The 19,612-nt window shown below is 60.2% G+C and carries 19 protein-coding genes; 7 read left to right on the top strand and 12 right to left on the bottom strand.

The window, feature by feature from the left end; all coding sequences use genetic code 11:
• Positions 1 to 15: 15 nt before the first annotated feature.
• The 3 genes from DEIDE_RS17640 to DEIDE_RS17630 form a co-directional block, all read right to left on the bottom strand.
• A complete protein-coding gene (locus DEIDE_RS17640; RefSeq protein ID WP_012695091.1) occupies positions 16 to 765 on the bottom strand; it encodes an MBL fold metallo-hydrolase in 750 nt (249 codons plus the stop codon).
• 66 nt (positions 766 to 831) lie between these two features.
• A complete protein-coding gene (locus tag DEIDE_RS17635) occupies positions 832 to 1,227 on the bottom strand; it encodes a MerR family transcriptional regulator (protein WP_012695090.1) in 396 nt (131 codons plus the stop codon).
• A gap of 455 nt (positions 1,228 to 1,682) precedes the next feature.
• Entirely contained in the window at positions 1,683 to 3,101 is a 1,419-nt protein-coding gene (locus DEIDE_RS17630; RefSeq protein WP_012695089.1) for a WGR domain-containing protein, read from the bottom strand.
• Positions 3,102 to 3,374: 273 nt separating this feature from the next.
• Between DEIDE_RS17630 and DEIDE_RS17625 the strand changes: the two genes are divergently transcribed.
• Positions 3,375 to 3,794: a DUF2243 domain-containing protein gene (locus DEIDE_RS17625; protein ID WP_242403024.1), complete on the top strand. Its 420-nt coding sequence runs from the start codon at positions 3,375 to 3,377 to the stop codon at positions 3,792 to 3,794.
• A complete protein-coding gene (locus DEIDE_RS17620; protein WP_012695087.1) occupies positions 3,794 to 4,633 on the top strand; it encodes a cytochrome c oxidase assembly protein in 840 nt (279 codons plus the stop codon). Before DEIDE_RS17625 ends, DEIDE_RS17620 begins: the two co-directional genes overlap by 1 nt.
• A 161-nt stretch (positions 4,634 to 4,794) precedes the next feature.
• Here DEIDE_RS17620 and DEIDE_RS17615 read toward each other — a convergent pair whose 3' ends face one another.
• Positions 4,795 to 5,370: an NAD(P)H-dependent oxidoreductase gene (locus DEIDE_RS17615; RefSeq protein WP_012695086.1), complete on the bottom strand. Its 576-nt coding sequence runs from the start codon at positions 5,368 to 5,370 to the stop codon at positions 4,795 to 4,797.
• A gap of 102 nt (positions 5,371 to 5,472) precedes the next feature.
• On the opposite strand from DEIDE_RS17615, the gene DEIDE_RS18915 reads away from it, so the two are divergent.
• From DEIDE_RS18915 to DEIDE_RS18285, 3 genes are all read left to right on the top strand, one after another.
• On the top strand, positions 5,473 to 6,111 hold the full coding sequence (locus DEIDE_RS18915) for a TetR/AcrR family transcriptional regulator (RefSeq protein WP_012695085.1): 639 nt from the start codon (positions 5,473 to 5,475) through the stop codon (positions 6,109 to 6,111).
• Between the two features lie 131 nt (positions 6,112 to 6,242).
• The gene (locus DEIDE_RS17605; RefSeq protein WP_012695084.1) at positions 6,243 to 6,695 is read left to right on the top strand and encodes a response regulator; all 453 of its coding nucleotides are present in this window, start codon (positions 6,243 to 6,245) and stop codon (positions 6,693 to 6,695) included.
• A 279-nt stretch (positions 6,696 to 6,974) separates the two neighbouring features.
• Positions 6,975 to 9,710 carry a PAS domain-containing sensor histidine kinase gene (locus tag DEIDE_RS18285; RefSeq protein ID WP_049760575.1) on the top strand — a complete coding sequence of 912 codons (2,736 nt, stop codon included), beginning with the start codon at positions 6,975 to 6,977 and terminating at the stop codon, positions 9,708 to 9,710.
• Positions 9,711 to 9,794: 84 nt separating this feature from the next.
• On the opposite strand, the gene DEIDE_RS17595 is transcribed toward DEIDE_RS18285, so the two are convergent.
• The 7 genes from DEIDE_RS17595 to DEIDE_RS17560 form a co-directional block, all read right to left on the bottom strand.
• Entirely contained in the window at positions 9,795 to 10,520 is a 726-nt protein-coding gene (locus DEIDE_RS17595) for a metallophosphoesterase family protein (RefSeq protein ID WP_012695082.1), read from the bottom strand.
• Between the two features lie 253 nt (positions 10,521 to 10,773).
• Complete coding sequence (locus DEIDE_RS17590; protein ID WP_012695081.1) at positions 10,774 to 11,472, bottom strand: MIP/aquaporin family protein; 699 nt, start codon at positions 11,470 to 11,472, stop codon at positions 10,774 to 10,776.
• 1 nt (position 11,473) lies between these two features.
• Positions 11,474 to 11,935 carry an arsenate reductase ArsC gene (locus DEIDE_RS17585; RefSeq protein WP_012695080.1) on the bottom strand — a complete coding sequence of 154 codons (462 nt, stop codon included), beginning with the start codon at positions 11,933 to 11,935 and terminating at the stop codon, positions 11,474 to 11,476.
• Positions 11,936 to 11,942: 7 nt separating this feature from the next.
• Positions 11,943 to 12,263 (bottom strand): ArsR/SmtB family transcription factor, encoded by a 321-nt coding sequence (locus DEIDE_RS17580; RefSeq protein ID WP_012695079.1) that lies wholly within the window; start codon positions 12,261 to 12,263, stop codon positions 11,943 to 11,945.
• A gap of 508 nt (positions 12,264 to 12,771) precedes the next feature.
• The gene (locus tag DEIDE_RS17575) at positions 12,772 to 13,545 is read right to left on the bottom strand and encodes an IS982-like element ISDds5 family transposase (RefSeq protein ID WP_012695078.1); all 774 of its coding nucleotides are present in this window, start codon (positions 13,543 to 13,545) and stop codon (positions 12,772 to 12,774) included.
• 254 nt (positions 13,546 to 13,799) lie between these two features.
• Positions 13,800 to 14,279: a hypothetical protein gene (locus DEIDE_RS17570; protein WP_041228105.1), complete on the bottom strand. Its 480-nt coding sequence runs from the start codon at positions 14,277 to 14,279 to the stop codon at positions 13,800 to 13,802.
• A 537-nt stretch (positions 14,280 to 14,816) separates the two neighbouring features.
• A complete protein-coding gene (locus DEIDE_RS17560; RefSeq protein WP_012695075.1) occupies positions 14,817 to 15,482 on the bottom strand; it encodes a helix-turn-helix transcriptional regulator in 666 nt (221 codons plus the stop codon).
• Between the two features lie 115 nt (positions 15,483 to 15,597).
• Here DEIDE_RS17560 and DEIDE_RS17555 point away from each other — a divergent pair, with 115 nt between their 5' ends.
• Positions 15,598 to 16,581 carry a threonine ammonia-lyase gene (locus DEIDE_RS17555; protein WP_012695074.1) on the top strand — a complete coding sequence of 328 codons (984 nt, stop codon included), beginning with the start codon at positions 15,598 to 15,600 and terminating at the stop codon, positions 16,579 to 16,581.
• A complete protein-coding gene (locus tag DEIDE_RS17550; protein WP_012695073.1) occupies positions 16,578 to 17,573 on the top strand; it encodes an ornithine cyclodeaminase family protein in 996 nt (331 codons plus the stop codon). The genes DEIDE_RS17555 and DEIDE_RS17550 overlap by 4 nt, the downstream gene beginning before the upstream one ends.
• 340 nt (positions 17,574 to 17,913) lie before the next feature.
• Here DEIDE_RS17550 and DEIDE_RS17545 read toward each other — a convergent pair whose 3' ends face one another.
• Entirely contained in the window at positions 17,914 to 19,605 is a 1,692-nt protein-coding gene (locus DEIDE_RS17545) for a cation:proton antiporter domain-containing protein (RefSeq protein ID WP_012695072.1), read from the bottom strand.
• Positions 19,606 to 19,612 lie beyond the last annotated feature (7 nt).

The raw sequence follows: 19,612 nt of genomic DNA, 5'->3' as shown, positions 1-19,612 counted from the left end.
GAGTGAATCCTATGGTCACTGAACGTAGATTTCGATGGTTTCACCGTCCTCCGGAACCAGGACGCGTTCGGTGATTCCTGCCTCAGATGCAGCGGCCCTCAACTGGTCCCGGGTGACCGGGGCGTGATCGTAGGCTTCCAGGTGCACGGCAATTACTGTTGCTTGCGGAGCGGCGGCGGCCACAGCCAGGGTCTGCTCCGTGTCCATAATGATCAGTGTGTCCCGGATCAGTGCGCCGCCGGAATTCGTAATGATTACCTCCGGCCCAAAGGCTTGTATGGCAGCACGTACATCGTCGTTCCAGATGGTGTCGCCTGCGATGTACACCGTCGGTTCGCCCGGTGCCTGGAGCACGAAGCCGCTTACCTCTCCCAGCGCGGCGCCCACTGGACCCGTACCATGCGCGCCACCGGTGCGAGTTATACAGATGCCTTTCCAATGAAATTCATTGCTGATGCCAGTCACGTCAGTGAATCCGGCAGCGCGTAGAGCGTCTGCGTCAGTGGGCTGACTTAGCAGGGGCAGCTGCGTTGGAATGCGTGGAGGCGTAAGGTCAATATGGTCCGGATGCAGGTGCGACACCAGCACGAGTACAACGTTCTGCACGACGTGCTCAGCGGAAACTGGAAGAGCTGCCGTGGGGTTCTGGCTCTTCCCGGCAATGCTGGGGAGGCTGAACTGATCGGCCAGAAATGGGTCAACGAGAAGCGTGGTGCCAGCGTAGGCAAGGCGAAGGGTAGCGTTCCGGATGAGTTGCAGGCGCATAGATGCTCCATGAGGGGACCTCTCACGGCGGGCCGGGAGCCGTGTGAGGCAAGGAATGTAAGTGGGTCAGCGGTCGGGGTGGAGGTGGAGGTCCCTGGCCTGCTCTTCGATACGGCGCGCCTCGGTGGCGAGCTTGTCGCGTACGATTTTCAGGGCCGCGAGCTGCATATCGACGTTTGCAATCTTGCGCATGTAGAAGGCGTGCATCTCCTGCGGGGACGTATCCCGGTCAGAGCGGCCTTCCTGAAAGCAGGGGGCCCAGCGGTTAATCTCTTCAAGCTTGAAGCCGACACTAAGAAACAGCTGAATCAGCTTGACGCGGTCGATGTCCTCAGGCTGGAACACCCGGTACTGACTGTCGGTGCGTGTGGCAGCCAGAAGCCCGAGCTGTTCGTAATGCCGAATGGCACGAACACTCACGCCGCTGGCTTGTGCTACTTGACCGATACGCAACTTCTCCACGCCCTCAACTTAAACCCTGACACATGCGTCAGAGTCAAGAGCTGTGGTCCTACGAGTTTTCCCACGCACCTGCGTAGGGACTGATCATCGCGGGCCACATACTCTGCACCGAGCCCCCTCGGCTCACCCGGGCTGAGAGTCCTGTAGTTCGTGGACATGCTGGGTCTGAATGCAGGGGTGAGCTCTTGATCCTTGCCCGCTCCGGTCATCGCCAGCAGCAACATGCGCTTTTTCTCAGCTGTATCAGCTTGCCATAGGCACCAGGACACAGACGAGTTCGCCGTAAGGTCTGTGCTGTCCATGGCGCACATGCGCATCTGCCCACCCGTCCCAGGCTCCCCAGAGGCTATATGCGGCGGGAATCGGCGTGATTCCAAAGGCCACGAAGAAGGTCACGCAGCCAATGCAGGACTCCGGGCGATCGGCTGGGAGGTCAGTGGGGTCGTTTGGGGCAATCACTCACCGTTCAGCCGGCGTATTTCTCCAACTACCCGGTAAAAACCGCCGGCATCAAGCAGCCCGTCGACCACGTACCGGGCTCCCTCCTCTCGAAGGTCACGTGGAAACTGCACATTCCAGGGGCGATACTCCGGACCCGCCGCCCTGACACGCAACTTCCCGGCTTCCCGGGTACAGATCAACACAATGCCTTCACCCACGTCGTTGGTCAGGGTCAGGCTCGTCGGCGGGGTGTGCGCCTCAATTGCAGCTGGTTTCACTTCGCGCATCTGTGGTGTGACGCCCTGCTGGGCGACTTCGATGGCTGTGGCACTGGCATCCACGGCAGCCAGGAACCCGGTCGTGGTGACCAGGTACAGCCGCTCCTGGAAGTACTGCATGCTCAGCACACTGCCGCAGCCACTCCCCAGCTTCCACAACCGGGTCCCATCTTCCGCAAAGCAGTAGATGGCACTTGCGCTGTCCCCGGCGAAGACGTATTTGCCACTGCTGCTGGTCGCGCAGGACAGGACGCTGCTGTCGCACTGGTAGTCGGCTTCGTGCCTGCCGGTTTTGTTGAAGCGTTGCACCAGACTTGCGGAGGTGCCGGCATACACAGACTCACCTTCCTGCCAACCGAACAGCACGTTCCCCCGCGTCTTCTGCTCCCAAACGGGCAGACCGCTCATGCGGTCGAACATGCCGATACCTCTGCTGTGTCCGAAATACACGCCCGCCTCATCGACGCGGACCATCCAGGTCATGTTGGCGTCCTCCGAGACGTTCGCCCACTGCTGGTCACTTTCGGCGTCGAAGGCATACACGCCGCCCAGATGGTCGCCGACTCCCAGAACACCCTGGTTGACGTCCAGCCACAGCAGCGAGGCTTCGGTATGCACCTCGTAGGCCATGAAGGGAAGCTTCCCACTCAGGTCGTATACGTTGCCGTCGTCACAGCCGGCGAACGTCCAGCGCCCATCACGTACCAGGCATTTGACGCCGTCAGGAAGTTTGAATTTCAGATTGGGCTCACCGTCGAGGGTCAGCGCATAGACTTCACCGCGCTCATTGCCGACCCAGGCGTGCTGGGAATCAACGAAAATGCCGTAGGCGGGTGCGCCAGAATGAAAGCGCCACAGCACTGGGGCCACTTTCTTTACGGTGACGCGACTTTCAGTGACTGTACGCCGGACAACGGAGCGCTTCTGACGGATGCCCTGGACGGCGTCCTCATACCCTTTCCGGCGCTTTTCGGCGACTTTCTTGGCTGCTTCTGCCACAGCTTTTTCCGGAGAAGCGAGGGTTTTGACCTGTTTTTGACCTTCGGAACCAATACGGCCGTAACGGATCGTCAGTTCTGAACCCTCCACAAGCACCTCGTAAAACTTGTGTTCGGCTCCATTGGGATCGGAGTATTCCAGATATGCGCGCTCCATAGGTGGTTCATGGTAGGTGGGGACGGACCTGGATTTATCCACATGTGTGCCAGTCCAACGCTGTTTGAGCCAGATAAAGAAGACATGAATGGATACGGAGCCTGGGAACGCGGTCTGTTAAGCACGGGTCTGAACTCCAGCGGGTGGTTCTCGGTCCCGCTTGTTTGCTCCGTCAAGGAGGTCGTTATGAACATCCCCCCAAGTCAGCGCCGGGACACAGGTCCGGTCACACCGGGGCTTCCCGGGCTCAGATTGAACATACGACGCTCCCGAATGAGCGGCGCTCTGCTGGGAATAGCGTTCATGGCCGGCGTGGATGAGATCATCTTCCACCAGGTTCTTGGATGGCACCACTTTTATGACCGTTCGACGCCCGCCCTTGGATTGGTGAGCGACGGCCTGCTGCATGCAGCGGAATTGATGGCCATTGTCGCTGGCATCTTCTTCCTGGTTGATGTCCTGCGGGCCCAGTCCTTTGCGCCCGCCTACTTCCGCGCCGGACTGTTTCTTGGTCTCGGAGGGTTTCAGCTGTTTGACGGACTGGTCAATCACAAGGTGCTGCACGCGCACCAGATTCGGTACGGCGTGCCCTTGCTCCCCTACGACGTGACGTGGAATCTGGCAGGACTGCTGCTGCTGCTGCTTGGTGTGGTGCTTCACCGACAGGCCAGCCGAGCTGCGCTGGGCCGTTGATGCATTCGCGGCACAGCCTGACCACGGATCCTGAAGTCTTTTCACTGCTGGGTTGGGGACTGCTGCTGATCCTGGGGGCACTCTACCTGATGATGGCAGCGCGGCAGCGGCGCAAACGGCAGTCCTGGCCGGTGCACCGAACGGCTTCCTTCATCCTCGGTCTGGCCCTGCTGGCCTGGGCATTCTCACCCTTGCAGAACGCCCTGGCCCACACCTCCGTCCGGGCGCACATGCGGCAACATCTGGTCTCGGGGATGTTTGCGCCGCTGGCGCTGGCGCTGGGCTGGCCGCTTACGCTGTTGCTGCGCAGCCTTCCGGTGAGCAGCGCACGTCGGCTGATCAGGTGGCTGCATTGGCCTTCCATGGGTCTGCTCACGTCTCCCGGCAGCGTTCTCGTGCTGAATGTGGGGGGGCTGTATCTGCTGTACCTCACCCCGCTGTACTCCCACATGCTGGGCTCTGCTCTGCTCCATACAGTGGTGGCGTGCCACGTGGTGGCTGCCGGGTTCCTGTATGCCGTGGTCCTGTCAGGAATCGAGCCGGTCGCGGTGCGGACCTCGTTCCGTGCGCGGTTGGTCGTACTTCTGCTGGGTACCGCGGCGCACGCCATTCTGGCCAAGGTGCTCTACGCCGGGTTGTGGCCTAGGGGAACGACAGATTCCCCTGAGAATCTCCGGGCCGCGGCACAGCTTATGTACTCCTGGGGTGATCTCGCCGAGGTTCTGTTGATGGGCGTCGCCTTCTGGGGATGGTTTCAGACCCAACGGCGATCGCAACGGCGGGCCCGTCCAGAAGCGGAGTTGCCCGTGGAAGAGGGAAACACAGCCTGGATCCGGTAACACCTCCTGCCGGTTCCCTCTGCCTTGGAGGGTGGTGGGCACGGTCTGACCGGTGGGCATAGACGGGGCCTTTCAGGATCCACAGCCTTCAGCGCTCCCCTCTCCCGCAGACAGGTGGGTGTCATCTGCCTCGCGTTCAACGCGCTTGGGCGCCCCCTTGTTCAGTGCCGATGATCCTGGAGCGCCACCGAGGTCATTCGGTTTAACCATTGGGTGCGCTTTCCAGGGCTACTTTGCCGGACATTGTCCACCCGGCTGACCCGCACTTTAAAGCCACAGAAAGCGAGAGTGCTGTGTTTTACAGAATGAATTGCTGCATCTCGCATCATCCATTTGAGGTACCAGGTGGGTGAATCACTGGTGACGATCAGACGCGCGCTTCGGCCAGCGAGTAATTTGTCTGGAAGACCTGACGGCCGGTATTTAAAGGCAAAGCCCGGCAGGAGCACACGGTCAAAAAAACCCTTGAGTACAGCGGGAGTCGAGCCCCACCAGACGGGGTAGATCAGGCACAGGTGACTGCACCATTTCAGCAGCGCCTGGGCTTCTTGCAATTCTGATTCGAGGTCCTGCGCTCCTTGAAAGCCATTACGAAGGGAGGGGTCGAACCTGAGCGTGGAGAGGTCAAGCACTCTGATCTCCGCGCCCGAAGTGCGCCCGGCATCTATGTACTGCTGAGCCAGTGCATGGCAAAAGCTGTTTGGATTGGGGTGACCGATGATGACAAGGGTGCGCATAAGGAGTCCTCGAGACGAAACGAAGAGGTGGAGGTGCCCGATCGAGAGAACCGGGCACCTAAATCTTGACAACGTCAAGATCCAGCAGGGCCATGCTGCCCTATGATGTTGACAGTGTCAAGATCAAAATCGGAAAACGCCTTGGAACGAAGGGAACTGCGTTCCCAGCCTGCGGCGCAGCAACGTCCCTACCATCACGGACAGTTGCGAGAAGCGCTGTTATCCGCTGCATTCGACCTTCTTCAAGAACAGCAGGCTGCCCATATCAGTTTGCGTCAGGTCGCCAAGCATGCAGGCGTCAGCCACGCTGCGCCGTATCATTATTTCCCGGATCGCCGTCAGCTCCTGCTTGCTCTTGCGGAGCGGTGTATGGAAGCGTTCTATCAAAAGCAGGTGGAAGCTTTCGAACGGGCAGGACCCGACCCGCTCCATCAGCTGGTCGCCATCGGCGAAGCATACATTCAGTTTGCACTTCAGCACACGAACGCTTTCCATCTTATTTTTGATCCGAGCCTCTGCATCCCAGACCAGCCGAGCCCAGTGCACCAGGCCAATCAGCAACTGCTCCGATTTACCATTGAGCGTTGTATGGCGCAAGGCAGCGTTCCGCCGAATGACCCGGATCTCGTGGCCGCAGGAATGTGGGGTACCGTGCACGGCCTGGCCCAACTCATTTTGCTGGGGCACCTGCCTGCTGAAGCGGCCCGGCCTGCCTTACAGGCACTGAACGGATTGTCCTGAGTGGAACAAGCTGCACCGAATGTGCTTGTGCTGGAATCACGTCATTTTCGGGTAGACACCGGGCCTTCATTGCGGTGCTTGGGGACCTTTCGCACAGGCATGCGGCTCCAGACGCTCTATTCTCAGGGTACATGTCCGTTCCGTGCCGCTACCTGCTGGTAGACGACAACCCCACTGACCTTCTGCTCGCCCAGGAAGCGTTCGAGGAACTTCAGCCCGACTGCACCCTGACATGCGTCCAGAGCGGCGAGGAAGCCCTGAACTTCCTGCATTCCACGCCCACCCTGCCGGACGTGATTCTTCTGGATATCAACATGCCTGGAATGAGCGGCTTCCAGTTATTGGGGCTGCTCAAGCAGGAGCCAAAATTGCGCCGCATTCCGGTGGTGATGCTCTCCACCTCTGCTGCCGCAAAGGACATCAGCGAAGCGTACAGCCTGCATGCAAGTTCATACATGGTGAAATCGTCCGCGTTCGATACGTTCCTGCGCCAAATCGATGCATTTCTCAAGTACTGGCAGGCGAACCGGGTATGTAACGAGACACCCGGAGAAATCACGCCGGAAGGCCATCGGGAGCTATAAGGCTCCAATCCGCCGGGTCCAGATGCCCGGTCATCTTTCCAGGCTTTCTCGCGAGTGCATAAGCTGTCGACCGTACTGGTTTCATGACCGGGCTTTTGGCCCGCTCAGAAGGCGGCTTACCGGATCACGCAGGTTACCTGTCCAGGGCAGGCACCCCCGCTGAAATCAACAATACTTCTGCCTCCGTGTTGTGAACGATGACTGTGCTCATTTCCTGCGCCTCGCTCTTCCTTACCTGATAAAAGGAAGCATGACAGTTGACCAGGTGCGCCCCTTCTCATGACCGGGCGTTCACTTTTTGAACACGGGGGAGAGATGGGCGCCCTGATGCGCGAGGTTGACTGGTCCAGCACTTCCCTCGGACCGCCTGACCACTGGTCCCCGCGCCTGCGCACGTACATCGAGCTGATGCTCACCTCCAAGCAACCCATGTATGTCGGCTGGACCCATGACCTGATTGCCATTTACAACGATGCGTACCGACCCATTCTGGGCGCCGACAAGCACCCTGGCGCGCTTGGCCGGCGGACAGCGGACATTTTTGAGCATGACGGCTATCCAGGCCTTAAGCCTTACTTCGATGCGGTGCTCGAGCGGGGCGAGGGCGTCGCCTTTGTGGATATCCTGGTGCCTCTGTTCCGCGACGGATACCTGGAAGAATGCTATTTCGACGTCAGTTACACGCCCATCCACGGCGAGACTCACGTGGAAGGAATGCTGGCCAGCGTCAGCGAAACCACCGAGCGGGTGTTGAGTATCCGGCGCACCGAAACGTTGGCTGCTCTCGCGTCCGGCCTGCTTGGGTCAAGCGACCTGTCACAGATCGCCTCCGCCATTGTTCAGGGGGAGTTGAACAATCCGCATGACCTGCCGTTCACCCTGCTGTATCTCCCAGATGCCCAGGAACTGAGGCTGCAGGCGGCTGCAGGACTCGATGCGGCACTCCTTGATACATTTGCGGTCCTTCCTGAAGCATGGCGAGGCGGAGCCGAGGTCCGAGTAGAGTCCATTTCACCACTTACGGTGGGGCCGTGGCCTGAACCTGTGACCCAGGTGGCCATTCTGCCGCTGGCGCAGGAGAGTACTGCAGCTGCCAACCCTGGCGTCCTCGTAATCGGTCTCAATGCACGCAAACGTTTTGATCGTCCGTACCGCGATTACCTGAATCTGCTCAGAGGCCAGGTGATGGGCGCACTGCGAACAGCGGACCTCACTGCCGTTCTCCAGGAGCAGAATGCGGAACTCGATGCCCGGACCCGGATCCTTGAGGCCTTCGCGACACTTACCCATGACCTGGGCATACTGAGTGATCCGCTGCATCTGATTCACGAGACGCAACAGGTCATCCTGGGCCTGCTGGCCCCCGGGTTTTCACAGTACTACGAGCCGGAAGACGCTCGGTGGGTCGTCCGTTCCCAGGTGGGACAGCCCGGCAACCCGGAGGTGCAGACCGCTTTACACGCTGGTCTGCCGCTGCATGAGGCTCCAGCCCTGTCTGTTCCATGGAGTACTGGTGAACTGTACTTTCAGACCGCAGTTGGCCCTGCGGCCGGGGACCTGACGGGTGACGAAGCCCCCCACAGAGCAACCGCAAGCTTGCCCATTACGGTGGGTGGCCACCGGCGTGGAGTGCTCAGCTTCGCGCTGACCCCGGATCAAGGATGGTCCCGCTCTGACCGCGCCTTGCTGGCGACAGCGATGCGGAGCCTGAATCTGATGTTGGAGCGGGTCGACCAGACTCACGCCCTGGCGGCTCGCCAGGCTGAAGTGGAGAGCCGCAATCAGGCACTGGAAGCCTTCGCTCAACTGTCCATGGATCTGGTAGTGGAAACCGACCGGGTGGCCCTGATACGAAGGGCGCAGCAGATTGTGTTGTCTCTGCTGCCTGGCGGGTACGCGGCGTATTACGAGCTGGAAGAAGGACGATGGCGTGCGAAATCCCAGGTGGGGGAGATCGGTGACGAAGGGCTGCAGACCCTGATCGACGCTGGTTTTGCTCATGATGTGCCCAGTCTGGCTACTCCGCTGATCACCGATGAGCCCTTCTATCAGGACGCGTATGTCCACGGCAGCGACAGCCCCAAGGAAATGGTGCAGCACATTCAGGCCGTGGCGACCCTGCCGCTCCGGATGCAGGGCGTCACCGTCGGCATGTTCGTGATCGCTTTGTTTCATCAGCGCGCCTGGACGGCTGTCGACCGGGCGCTGCTCGAAACGACGATGCGCAGTTTGAGCCTTGCACTGGAACGCGCGGATTTCACGCAGCAGCTCACTGAGCATCGGGATGCCCTGAATGCTCGGACGCAGGCTCTGGGAGAGGCAAACAAGGAGCTTGAATCGTTCGCCTACAGCGTCAGTCACGATCTCAGAACCCCCGTGCGCCATATCGCTGGATTCACCAGCCTGCTCCGGAAGGCGCTGGACACGCCGCTGGACCCGAAGGTGGCCCGCTACCTGACGGTGATCGAGCAGTCGGCGCAGCGGATGAACAACCTCATTGACGCGATGCTCGATCTGTCCCGCAGCGCCCGCCAGCCCCTGCAGATCCAGCTGATCGACCTGGGGGCTCTGCTGACGGATGTCCGTGCAGAGTTGCTGCCGGACCTCCGGGGGCGGGACATTTCCTGGCTGGTGGACCCCCTGCCGAAGGTGTGGGCGGATCAGGCTCTGATGCGGCAGGTGTTACTGAACCTGATTTCGAACGCGCTGAAGTACACCCGCACACGAGAACACGCGGTGATTGAGGTCCGCGCGGAGGAGCGTCCGGAGTTCACTGTCTTGACGGTTCAGGACAATGGAGTGGGCTTCGATGCCCGGTACGCCGACAAATTGTTTGGTGTATTCCAGCGCCTTCATCTGCAGGAGGAGTTCGAGGGGACCGGCGTGGGCCTGGCAAATGTGCGGCGCATCATGGCGCGGCATGGAGGCCAGGCCTGGGCGAAAGGCGCTGTAGGCGAAGGTGCCGCCTTTTCGGTCAGCTTGCCCAGGACTGGTCCGCTCCAGCCCCCGCCCTGAGTGCAGTGTCGCCGTGTCACGGTGAGCACCAGCCATCAGGTCAGCTGGAGGCTGATCGACACGATCACCGACAGGCACGGTTGCTCAGGGTTTTTTGTGCGGCGCACCGGTTCTTAACTGTACTGCCTCCTGGGCGCCTTTGTGGGCGTGTTGCTCAGCCCACCGTGCCGCTGCCTCCACGTTGTAGGTGACCCTGCGGAACGTAACATTCCAGATACCGTTATGACCTTCCAGAAGTACCCACCGGGCCAGGGGACAGCCGTCCTTCTGGCGGCTGACGGCACCAGCATTCACCACTGTCACCTGGCCGATCTGCCGGACATGCTCCTGATGAGAGTGTCCAACGATCACCACGCGCGCCTTTCCGGTGTCTCCTAGCCGCTCCAGGATCAGGTCGTTAGTCGCCCAGGCCTTGCCGTCAAGCAGCAGGTACGTCCAGGCACTGTCGGGCGCGCCGTGTGCAGCGATCACCTGGCCGTCCGCCACAGTGACGCTGGTCGGCAGGCCCGCCACGTGCGCCGCGGCATCTTCTGGAAGAATGCTGTGCAGCCACTCAAGCATCGCCCGCTTCTCGGTTGTTTCGGTAAGGTCCTGCCCAAGTCGTTCATCTGTGTTCCCACGTACTTCCAGCGCGCCGTACTTAGCCCGGAGCTCCTGCTGGACCTGCCACGCCCCCACCGGGTCTGCCCCACCGAAGAGCTGGTCGCCCAGGTTCAGCCACATGTCCGGCTGGTGCTGTTCGATGTCCTGAACCACAGCTTCGAGCGCGAAACGGTTGCCATGAACATCTCCGAACACCGCTATTTTCATATCTGCTCCTGCGCGCAACGCATGTTCGCGGTTCCGACGATGTCCTGTACCTGTCGGAAAGCGACCGGCCACAGTCCCTGGTTCAGGCTGTGTTTGTTGTGCGGCTGACGCTCTGCCCGGTGCCTCTCACTCGTTTCAGGTCCACCGGCACTTATATCCCAGCATTCGCATTCATGCTCCCCGGGCAGAGCGTCAGACGGTAAAGAGCGGGCATCCATGGCCCAACAAAGAAGTGCTTTACCGGTCGGGGACGTCATGTCGGTTTTTCGGTAGGCACGAACTCCTGCGCCTGATGTGGCGCCGTCTCGACCGGTTCGGTGGGGTTAAGAAAATGGTTGGCAGCAACGGCCAGCCCGGCGCCCATCAGTGGTGCGGCCCAGTACAGCCAGTGCGCGGTCCAGATGCCGCTGGCCAGGGATGGACCGAAAGACCGCGCCGGATTCATGCTCGCCCCGGTCATGGGGCCGCCCATGGCGGCCTCCAGAGCCACCACCCCTCCGACCACCCAGGGCAGGCCGGAGCGCAGGGCAACAAGCAACAGGAAAAACGTGAGCGTCAGTTCCAGAACAAATGCCTGCGCAACGCTGCCGGATGGGACCGTCACCCCCAGGTCGCCCTTCATTCCGAAGAGGGCCAGCAGCACAAACCCGGCGAGCGCCGCGGCAAGCAGCTGCGCCGCGACATAAGGCAGGACGCGTTCCCGTGGAAACCTACCGGCGAGGGTGAGGGCGAAGGTGGCGGCCGGGTTGATGTGCGCCCCGCTGATCGGTGCAAGTGCTGCGATGACCGCCGTGACCGTCAGGCCGAACACAACCGCGACACCCAGATGCCCGAGCGCTCCCGTCTGTGCCTGGACCACCGCCGCACCTGGGCCGAAGAACACCAGGGCGAAGGTTCCGATGCCTTCCGCAGCCAGGGCGCGGGAAAGAGGGACCGGCGTAGGCAGAGTCATCTCAGGCGACCGTCACGGCCGGACTGTCAGTATAAGAATCCGGAACCCGATGGCCATTTTTGAGCGCCGCCACAAAAGCCTCGAACTGCGTCTGAAGCTGGTCCCGCACGGCGCGCCAGCGGTCGAGACTGCCGCCACTCGGATCGACAAACGGATAATGCCTGCGGGTGGTCTTGCCCGGGTAGACCGGGCAGGCTTCGGCGGCGCTGTCACATACGGTCACGACGTAATCGAAATTCTGAGGTTCAGGCACGTCAAAGAGTGTCTTGCTGGTGTGGGTGTCCAGGCTCAGTCCAAGTTCGGCAATGACGGTTCTGGCGTCGTCCTTGACGCAGGTGGCTTCAGTCCCGGCAGAATAGACTTCAAGGTCAACGCCAGCCTTCCGGGCCGCCTCACGGGTCAGTGCCTCGGCCATCTGGGAACGGGCACTGTTGTGGGTGCAGAGAATCAGGACTCGGGTCATCGTGCCTTCAGCATATTGATTTCTTTTGTTCCGTCAAGGAGACACGGTCTGTAAATATCTCGGTTAACAGACCTCCGCCCAGTAGAAACAGCTGTTCTTGCTTCAGGGTGTAATAGGTGTTTTTTCCTCGCTGCTCAGACCGGACAAGTTCCGCATCTTTCAAAATACCAAGGTGATATGACACCTTCGACTGGGGTAGCTCCAGCAGCTCTTCCAGGTCACAGACGCATCGCTCACCCTGGGCCAGGTGGCGGATCAGGTCGTAGCGGATTTCATGCGACAGGGCCTTGACCTGATCCAGAATGCTTGGCGATTCGAGTGCGGTCATAGATCTATTCTATTTGATAGGTTCCGGACGAGACCAAACCCACTCAATGAATCAGTGCGTATCTTGACGGTCCATCCTGATGGTAGAGAGACGCCCAGGTCATTGACGGGTTTTTGCTGGCCATGATCGGTCCAGGCAAACGAGTTTTGTTGTGTTTATGGCTAAATCGAAGAGGGCAGGAGATGTCACATGAACGTCAAGGCAGGGAACAGCTGCTTAATCTGTAACAGATACCATTTAAGCCTCTCTTGACTTCCAGCCAGTGTTACAGACCGGACATGGCTGCTGCCGCGACAATCCAATTGAGTGGTAGCAAGACGATTCTGCCGACCATTCGTGCATATCTGTGCACGTTTGCCAAGCCTTCCGCTTTCTGAAGCCGCTGAGAACACCATCGAAGTCGCGCCAGCTCCCCGTGTAGAGCAGCGCAGATGCTTCCTGCGCTGCTTGAAAACGGAGCATAGCCCTCCCAGATCATTCTGACCGGGACCAAACTTCCAGACCCCGTTTAGCGGTGCATGAGGTTGTGGGCGAGTACGGCCAGGACGACGCGGAGCCGCAATGAGGTCAGGGTTTTAGACTGAACGGAACGAACCTGGGCTTCCACCAACTGAGAGAACACGGTTTCGATGCGTTTACGTAATTTCGGATGGTGGTCTTCCCGCCACCTGGTGTCGTAGCGCGTATTTTTCTTGGGTGGATAGATGAACCCCAACGCGCAGTACCCCTTATCCCCGATCACTCGGGGTCCGCCGAAGTCCGCCCAGCGTCGGTTGAGCTCGTAGGCGACGGTCGTGTCGTGCAGGTTGGCTGGTCGGATGAGGTACTGCATCACTTGGCCAGCGGGTGAGACCCAGGCGTGGAGTTTGAAGCCGAAGAAATCGCCCTGGGTCCCGTAGCCCCACCGCGCACCAGGAAACGCGCAGCGTTTCCCTCGTTTTGGACGACACACCGGGAGTGGCATGGAGTCCACCACGACATCTGTACAGGGCAAAGGTGGACTGACGAGAGCCTCAAGATGCTCCAGGAGACGCTGGCCGCGGGTGAACGCCTGGGTGTAACTGGGAAGACCGGGCCGGTCTTCCCTCAGGATGTTCCACCAGATGGACGGGTACGGATGTTTGAAGACATACCGCGACAGGAGAAGCGCGACGAGGAATGCATCTGTCACCTTCTGATGCCGGCAGCTCCTATGGTCGCTGAAATGCTTTCTGCCCCAACGCCAGAGGGTGCGGATGACGCGACGACGGCCTAAACTGTGGTGGAGTCGGTATCTAGCCATACCGACTCCATTTTTATTGACCTACAGGTGAACCAGCTGCCCTGATTCAGGCCCTAAACGGGGTTTCCAGAGAGTCTGGTTCCAGAAGAACGTTAAAAACAGATTCGTTCTCTGAATATTATTTCAACTTACTTTCTACGGCGAAAAACAATACTTATTGTTCTGATGGCGGCATCCAGGAACAGGGCACGAGTGGGCCCAGATAGAAACGAAGAAGGGAAGCAGTACCGAGCTGCCCCCCTCCAAGCCAGAACTTACAAACCTGGGATAGGCACAGCGACAGGCCGGATGGTTTGTCCCTGCTGCTGAGCAGCGTTGAGCAGCTGCGTGGCGCTGCGGTTCAGTTGCTGAATTCCCTGCTCATTGAAGCGCCCCTGTTTAAGATCGTTTCCAACAGCAGTGAGTGATTTCCTGAAGTTGGGCAAAAGGCCACCGATGCTCTTCAGGAAGGGATCCTGGGTATTTCTGGTCATTTTGATGGCTGAATTTACCTGATAGCCGGCGAACAGAAGGGCGGCGCCGGCTTTGACAATATTCGTTTTCTGGTTTGGTGCTCCTACCTGGAACTTGTACTGACGGTATGGCTTCCAGACCCAGGTGTTGAATGCGTAATACGCTGCGCCAAGGTGAAAGACAAATTTTGCTTTCTCAAGGGCTGTGGCGTGGGCGCTCTGGAGAGGTGCAGCAATGACGAGGGCTGAAGTCAATACAAGAGCCGGGCGCATGCGAAACATTTGCCTATTCTCTGACCGGACGCGACAGAAGATATGAAAGCTAAGTCGACGCGGTTTATCGTCTCTGAGGTTCGACTTGAGCCAGCGCTCACGCTCGGACTGCCTTGTGAAGACGTCCTTTTGAAGTCACTTATGAAAGCTCTGTAGTTTACACGTCCTTAGATTCAACCCGGTCGATGAGCTGCAACCGTTGAATCGCTCCGCGCAGCACCGTCACGTCGTTTTGGCCGCTCATCAGTCCCCGTAAGCGATGCGCAGAGGCCTGCTGCATTCCCTCGCAACTAGGAACGATCTGCTCCATCGGCGTAAACGCTGGGAAGAGATTCTTCGGATATCCGCCAGCAAGCCCCTTTTCAGAGAGGGGCGCCGTGGACGGTAACCTCAAGCTGACATAGCCCATTGACCCGTCATCCGGCAAAGTGACGCCGGCTGGACGGCATGTCCGTGAGCGCACACCAGGCGGTTGCTTCAGCCTTACCTTTCGCCTGCACACGTATGAGGCTTTTGAACTGTGCCGGACAATTCACCACCAAACAGTTATGGTCGACGCGACCTGAGCTGGTCACCCGGTGATATTTTCGCATAGCTGTAGGCTGCTGCCCGCGAAACCCCAAGGTGAGACGCCACGATTTCCATCGCTCGCCGCACCTGCAGGTGGCCGCCAGCTTTGAGTTCTTTCACGAGTGTTCGCCTGTCTTCAACCTTGAGAGCCTGGGGTACGGTGCCGCGTCTGGCGGCAAACTGGTCCATGTGCGCCCGGAGAAGCTCTGCCCCCGCGGGCTCGAGGGATTCCTGAACGCTGACTGTATTGTCCAGCTGCACGAAAGATTCAATGACGCTTTGCAGGCTGCGGAAAACCGTCAGGTCAATGTTCAGGCAAAGCGCGGCCACATAACTGCCCCGGGAGTCTTTGATGCCGATAGACGTGCTTTTGGCTGGGCGGCCATCGGCGAAGCGGTTGGCGTAATTGGTGATGATCTGCGGGTACTGGGAGTCCTGAATACGGGCCAGCCCCAGCTCTGTGGCGGGCTGATGGTGTTCACGTCCCGAGAGGTTGTTGTGGATCGCGATCACCGCATGGTCTGGGCAGGTCAGATCGTGCACCACCACCTCACAGAATGGTGCGAACGTCTCGGCAAGTCCCTGGGCGATCTGCTGGAGCTGCGCCAGGAGATGGATATGGTCGGCTTCTGTCTCTGACACAAAGATATTTTATCCAGAGTCTGGACATTCAGGACATATGCGGCGGGCAAGGCTTTATTCTTCGTGGGTCGCCGCCAAGCAGGTCTGCTTACCCCATCATTTCCGAGGTTTGTTCATGTCGCATCCAACTGCTGTTTCCTCCCTCATCGCTTTGAATGAATTGTTGAGCGCACACCAGCGCATCCGTGGCCACGTCGTACGCACTCCTCTGGTCCCGTTTCCGCTCGAAGGATTCTGGGTCAAACCGGAGAACCTGCAACCTACTGGGGCATTTAAGCTGCGCGGAGCCTTCAACGCCCTCCTTGCGCTGTCCGAAGACGAACGGCAGCGAGGCGTGGTTGCTCATTCCAGCGGCAACCATGCGCAGGCTGTCGCCTATGCCGCCCAACAGCTGGGGATCCCTGCCGTGATCGTCATGCCAGACAATGCCCCCCAGCTGAAGCTGGACATGACCCGGGCGTTCGGTGCGGACGTGATCGTGGTGGGGCCCGCGAGTGAGGAGCGCGCCGCCCGGGCCAAGGAGCTGACGTCAGAGCGGGGGCTGAGCCCCATTCCCCCATATGACGATGCCCGCATTATCGCGGGGGCGGGCACTGTCGGGCTCGAGATTCTGGAGGACCTGCCCGACGTACACACCGTCCTGGTTCCGGTGAGTGGCGGGGGCCTGTTGTCGGGTGTGGCCGCCGCGCTGAAACTGCAGCGTCCAGACGTGCGCGTCATTGGTGTGGAGCCCGAGGTGGCCGCCGACGCCCATGACAGCTTCAAGTCCGGGCAGCGCGTCACCTACACGGCCGAACAGGTGGGCCGCACCCTGGCTGATGGTCTGCGCGTGCAGCACCTGGGCGATTTGAACTGGCTTCATGTTCAGGCATTCGTGGATGACATCATTACCGTCAGTGAAGCCGAACTTCGGCGCGCGGTGCGCGAGACCACCCTGCGAACCCGCCTTGTGACGGAACCCAGTGGAGCCGTGACGCTGGCTGCGGCGCTCTCACACCGCCAGGAACTGCAAGCCGCCGGCCCACTCGTCGCTGTCCTCAGTGGCGGCAATCTCGATCGTGATCTGCTCGTGCACCTGTTGAAAGAGGAACAGGAATGAATCACGGTGCGATGCCTCTGACGGTCCTCAGCGATACCGTGATTCGCTCACTCCTCGATGAGCGGGAAGTTATAGACATCGTCCGGGACGCGTTTGCGGCAGATGGTCGCGGTCAGGCTGCAGTGCTGCCTGTGGTCGGCCATTCCCTGAACGGCGGACGCTACAGCATTAAAACCAGTCATCTGCAGCTGTCCGGGCATCACGAGGTCTTTGGTCTGAAGATGGGATCGTACTATCCCGACAATGTTCGCCGTGGCCTACCAACGCACAGCGCAGTCATGCTGATGGGCGATCCTGTCACCGGGCAACCGCACGCGCTTCTGGCCGCCAACGTCATCACAGAGGCTCGCACGGCCGCTGCCGGGGCCGTGGCGGCCCAGATGCTCTCCCGCCCGGACGCTCAGGTGGTGGCGCTGTTCGGGACAGGAGGGCAGGCGCTGGCGCAACTTCGAGCTCTTCAGGAAGTGCGGTCGTTGAAGGAAGTGCGGGTCTGGTCACGCACCCCCGAGCGTGCCGAGGCATTCGTGGAAGCGGCCGACCTGCCGGGCCTCGCTGTGCGGGCGGTGCCGGACGGACAGGCCGCCTGCGAAGACGCGGACATCGTCGTCACTGTGACTCCGGCGGAGGAACCGATCATCTCGCGGCAGTGGATCAGACCTGGAACGCATATCAACGCCATGGGTTCTGATGCTCCCGGGAAGCAGGAACTTGATCCATATCTGGTCGCCGTGGCCAAAGTCGTGGTAGACCGGCGTGCCCAGAGCCTGACCATAGGGGAAATGCAGCGCCCGGTCGCCCTGCAGCTCGTACAACCGGAGGACATCTACGCAGAGCTGGGTGAGCTGTGTGCAGGCTTGAAGCCGGGCCGGGAACACTCAGAAGAAATTACAGTGTTCGACTCGACGGGAGTGTCTTTCCAGGACACTGCACTGGCTGGGCATCTCCTGAGATTGGCCGAGCAGCGATGCGTTGGCGAGGTTGTGTCGCTGTAAGAGCGTCTGTGGGTGATGTCTTTGACACGGCAGAAGTCCTTGAGCCCGGTGCGGCTTTCGCTTTTGGCAGGATTCATCGGCAGACGGCTCCATGAGACGCAGGACCGGACCCGCTGAGGTCGTCAAGCAAGACAGAGGCAGCTGACGTCCTCAACTCCCAGCACAAGGTGGCAGGCATGAGCGTGACACCAGCCTGAGACAGCACCCTCGATCAAACGAAAGTCCTCTGGTGTGACTGCCTCATGTGGCCGGTGACAGTTCAGGCGCCTGCAATCCAGTGGGTGCTGACCGGCGCCGGAAAAGAGTCTCGACCTCAAGGCCGGAGCCAGGACGATGCCAGTCAGGAGCTTGTTCCGGCACGACTGGCGGGAGCATCATGCGCCGGGCGCAGGGCCGCCAGAACATGGTTGCCCATAGCCAGGCCAAGTTCGTGTTCCGCGTACAGGACATCACTTGCCCCCAGATCACGCAGGGCCCGCTGGGTGTGTTCGTCATGACTCCGGGCCGTGACATACACATCCGGATTGACCCGGCGCACATGCTCCACGATCAACTGAGCCTGAATGGCATCAGGAGTGGCGATAATGACCACACGGGCGTCACGGAGCGCTGCCTGGTGCAAGACGGATGTCCGGGCTGCATCACCGTAGATAGCAGGAATGTTTGATTCCCTGAGTTCATCAATGCGGCGTTCGTCCTGCTCGACCACGACAAACGGCACGTGCTGGGCCTGGAGAGTCTGGGCAATCATGCGACCAACCCGGCCGTAGCCGATCAGCACAGCGTGCCGTGTCAGGCCGACCGGCGGGTGACTCTGTGGCGTGCCCTGAGGCTCACCTCTCTGCTGCCACCTCTGGACCAGAGGAATCAGGCGAAACAGGAAGGGGTTGAGGATGATTGAGACGATCGCGCCTGCCAGAATCAGGTTCTGTCCCTGAACGCTCAGCAGGTTCAGGTCGCGGCCCAGCGTCGCCAGGATAAACGAGAACTCCCCAATCTGTGCCAGAGAGATGGCCACCGTGAGGGAGGTGGTAAAGGAGGCGCGCAGCAGACGCATGGTCAGGAACGCGATCAGCGTTTTCGCCACGACGATGATCAGTGAGGTGGCCAGCACGAGCAGCGGTGCCTGAAGCAGGATGGCAGGATTGAACAACATGCCGACCGACACGAAAAAGAGAACGGCAAACGCATCCTGGAACGGCAGGGCGTCCTCCGCCACCTGATGACTGAATTTGCTTTCGCTGGCCACCACACCAGCCAGGAAGGCTCCCAACGCAAACGACACGCCAAACAATGCTCCGGCCACGTACGCAATGCCGAGAGCGGTGCCCAGGACGGCAAGCGTAAACAGTTCGCGGGAGCCGATCCTGGCCACGCGGGCAAGCATCCATGGAATGAAGCGCCGGCCAGCGAGCATCATGACCACCACGAACAGAAGCATTTTTCCCAGCGTGAGGGCCAGGGACATGCCCAGCGCTCCCAGATTCACCGTTCCCTCGCCACCCGACAGCAAGGGGGCCAGCGCAGGCAACAGAACCAGCGCCAGGACCATGACAAGATCCTCAACCACAAGCCACCCCACCGCGATCTTCCCGTTGGTGGTGTCGAGCGTTCCCCGTTCTTCAAGCGCACGCAGCAGCACCACAGTGCTGGCCACGGAGAGGGCCAGACCAAACACCAGGCCTTCTCCCATGGACCAGCCCCACAGTTGCGAGACGCCAGCACCCAGCAGGGTGATGGTCAGGATGCGCAGGAGCGCGCCGGGAACGGCTATGCGGCGCACCGCGAGCAGGTCGCTGATGGAGAAATGGAGGCCAACGCCGAACATCAGAAGCATCACGCCAATCTCAGACAGCTGCGCGGCAATGCTGGCGTCGGCGACGAAGCCCGGGGTGAACGGCCCGACAGCGAGGCCGGCGAGGAGGTAGCCGATCAAGGGAGGCAGGTGAAGACGGGTCGCGAGCAGGCCGCCGAAGAAAGCCAGCGTCAGGCCGACAGCGAGGGCAGAAATCAGTTCTGTGTGGTGCGGCATGCGGCCT

The sequence above is a fragment of the Deinococcus deserti VCD115 genome, assembly GCF_000020685.1.
In the GTDB taxonomy this organism is placed as follows: Bacteria; Deinococcota; Deinococci; order Deinococcales; family Deinococcaceae; genus Deinococcus; species Deinococcus deserti.
This window is presented reverse-complemented; position numbering and strand designations above follow the sequence as displayed.

What these genes read in the sequence shown, in the direction of transcription:
- DEIDE_RS17640 (WP_012695091.1), bottom strand. Translation starts at nt 765, where the DNA reads ATGCGCCTGCAACTCATCCGGAACGCTACCCTTCGCCTTGCCTACGCT.
- DEIDE_RS17630 (WP_012695089.1), bottom strand. Translation starts at nt 3,101, where the DNA reads ATGGAGCGCGCATATCTGGAATACTCCGATCCCAATGGAGCCGAACAC.
- DEIDE_RS17625 (WP_242403024.1), top strand. Translation starts at nt 3,375, where the DNA reads ATGAGCGGCGCTCTGCTGGGAATAGCGTTCATGGCCGGCGTGGATGAG.
- DEIDE_RS17620 (WP_012695087.1), top strand. Translation starts at nt 3,794, where the DNA reads ATGCATTCGCGGCACAGCCTGACCACGGATCCTGAAGTCTTTTCACTG.
- DEIDE_RS17615 (WP_012695086.1), bottom strand. Translation starts at nt 5,370, where the DNA reads ATGCGCACCCTTGTCATCATCGGTCACCCCAATCCAAACAGCTTTTGC.
- DEIDE_RS18915 (WP_012695085.1), top strand. Translation starts at nt 5,473, where the DNA reads ATGATGTTGACAGTGTCAAGATCAAAATCGGAAAACGCCTTGGAACGA.
- DEIDE_RS17605 (WP_012695084.1), top strand. Translation starts at nt 6,243, where the DNA reads ATGTCCGTTCCGTGCCGCTACCTGCTGGTAGACGACAACCCCACTGAC.
- DEIDE_RS18285 (WP_049760575.1), top strand. Translation starts at nt 6,975, where the DNA reads ATGACCGGGCGTTCACTTTTTGAACACGGGGGAGAGATGGGCGCCCTG.
- DEIDE_RS17595 (WP_012695082.1), bottom strand. Translation starts at nt 10,520, where the DNA reads ATGAAAATAGCGGTGTTCGGAGATGTTCATGGCAACCGTTTCGCGCTC.
- DEIDE_RS17590 (WP_012695081.1), bottom strand. Translation starts at nt 11,472, where the DNA reads ATGACTCTGCCTACGCCGGTCCCTCTTTCCCGCGCCCTGGCTGCGGAA.
- DEIDE_RS17585 (WP_012695080.1), bottom strand. Translation starts at nt 11,935, where the DNA reads ATGACCCGAGTCCTGATTCTCTGCACCCACAACAGTGCCCGTTCCCAG.
- DEIDE_RS17580 (WP_012695079.1), bottom strand. Translation starts at nt 12,263, where the DNA reads ATGACCGCACTCGAATCGCCAAGCATTCTGGATCAGGTCAAGGCCCTG.
- DEIDE_RS17575 (WP_012695078.1), bottom strand. Translation starts at nt 13,545, where the DNA reads ATGGCTAGATACCGACTCCACCACAGTTTAGGCCGTCGTCGCGTCATC.
- DEIDE_RS17570 (WP_041228105.1), bottom strand. Translation starts at nt 14,279, where the DNA reads ATGTTTCGCATGCGCCCGGCTCTTGTATTGACTTCAGCCCTCGTCATT.
- DEIDE_RS17555 (WP_012695074.1), top strand. Translation starts at nt 15,598, where the DNA reads ATGTCGCATCCAACTGCTGTTTCCTCCCTCATCGCTTTGAATGAATTG.
- DEIDE_RS17550 (WP_012695073.1), top strand. Translation starts at nt 16,578, where the DNA reads ATGAATCACGGTGCGATGCCTCTGACGGTCCTCAGCGATACCGTGATT.
- DEIDE_RS17545 (WP_012695072.1), bottom strand. Translation starts at nt 19,605, where the DNA reads ATGCCGCACCACACAGAACTGATTTCTGCCCTCGCTGTCGGCCTGACG.